Raw genomic sequence first — 617 nt, forward strand, 5'->3', positions numbered from 1 at the left:
GGGTATCGGGGCCGAGACTGAGTTGCAGGCGTTGGTAAAGCGGATCGATGAGCGGATCGTGAGATCAACTGCACCAGGCCACGATTCACGGTGACCCTAGCAAACACAGTGGGACGAACGATACGCGTGTTTTCTGCAAAAAGCGATAGCCCGGACGTTCATGGGCTGGCCCCGCCCGCTAGACGTGACAAGGGCTGGCAGCCGTTCGAGGCTAACCCCGAGTCCCCATTCAGGATTTTCCTACCCTACACTGGGTAAATGACTGAAGCTGAAACCCAAGCTGAACCCGCCCTCCCCCGCATCTGGGTGGACGCGGACGCCTGCCCCACCGTCATTCGCGACATCCTGTTCCGTGCCGCTGAACGCGTTGGCATCGAGCTGACCCTGGTCGCCAACCAGTGGATCCGGACCCCGCCCTCACGCTGGCTGCGCTCGATCCAGGTGCCCCAGGGCCTGGACGTGGCCGACAGCGCCATCGTCGAACGGGTCGCCGCCGGAGACCTGGTCGTCACCCAGGACATCCCACTGGCCGCGCTGGTGCTGGAGAAGAAGGCCGTGGCGCTGAACCCGCGCGGCCAGCTGTACACCCCGAACAACATGGCCGAGCGGCTGTCGAT

1 protein-coding gene is annotated in these 617 nt (G+C 63.9%); it reads left to right on the top strand.

Annotation, left to right across the window (positions count from 1 at the left end; translation table 11 throughout):
* Positions 1 to 258: 258 nt before the first annotated feature.
* Positions 259 to 617 (top strand): DUF188 domain-containing protein (locus DAI20_RS19740; protein ID WP_108252896.1); only part of this gene is annotated, 359 nt, incomplete at its 3' end.

It is taken from the genome of Planctomonas deserti, assembly GCF_003067705.1.
GTDB classification, from domain to species: domain Bacteria; phylum Actinomycetota; class Actinomycetes; order Actinomycetales; family Microbacteriaceae; genus Planctomonas; species Planctomonas deserti.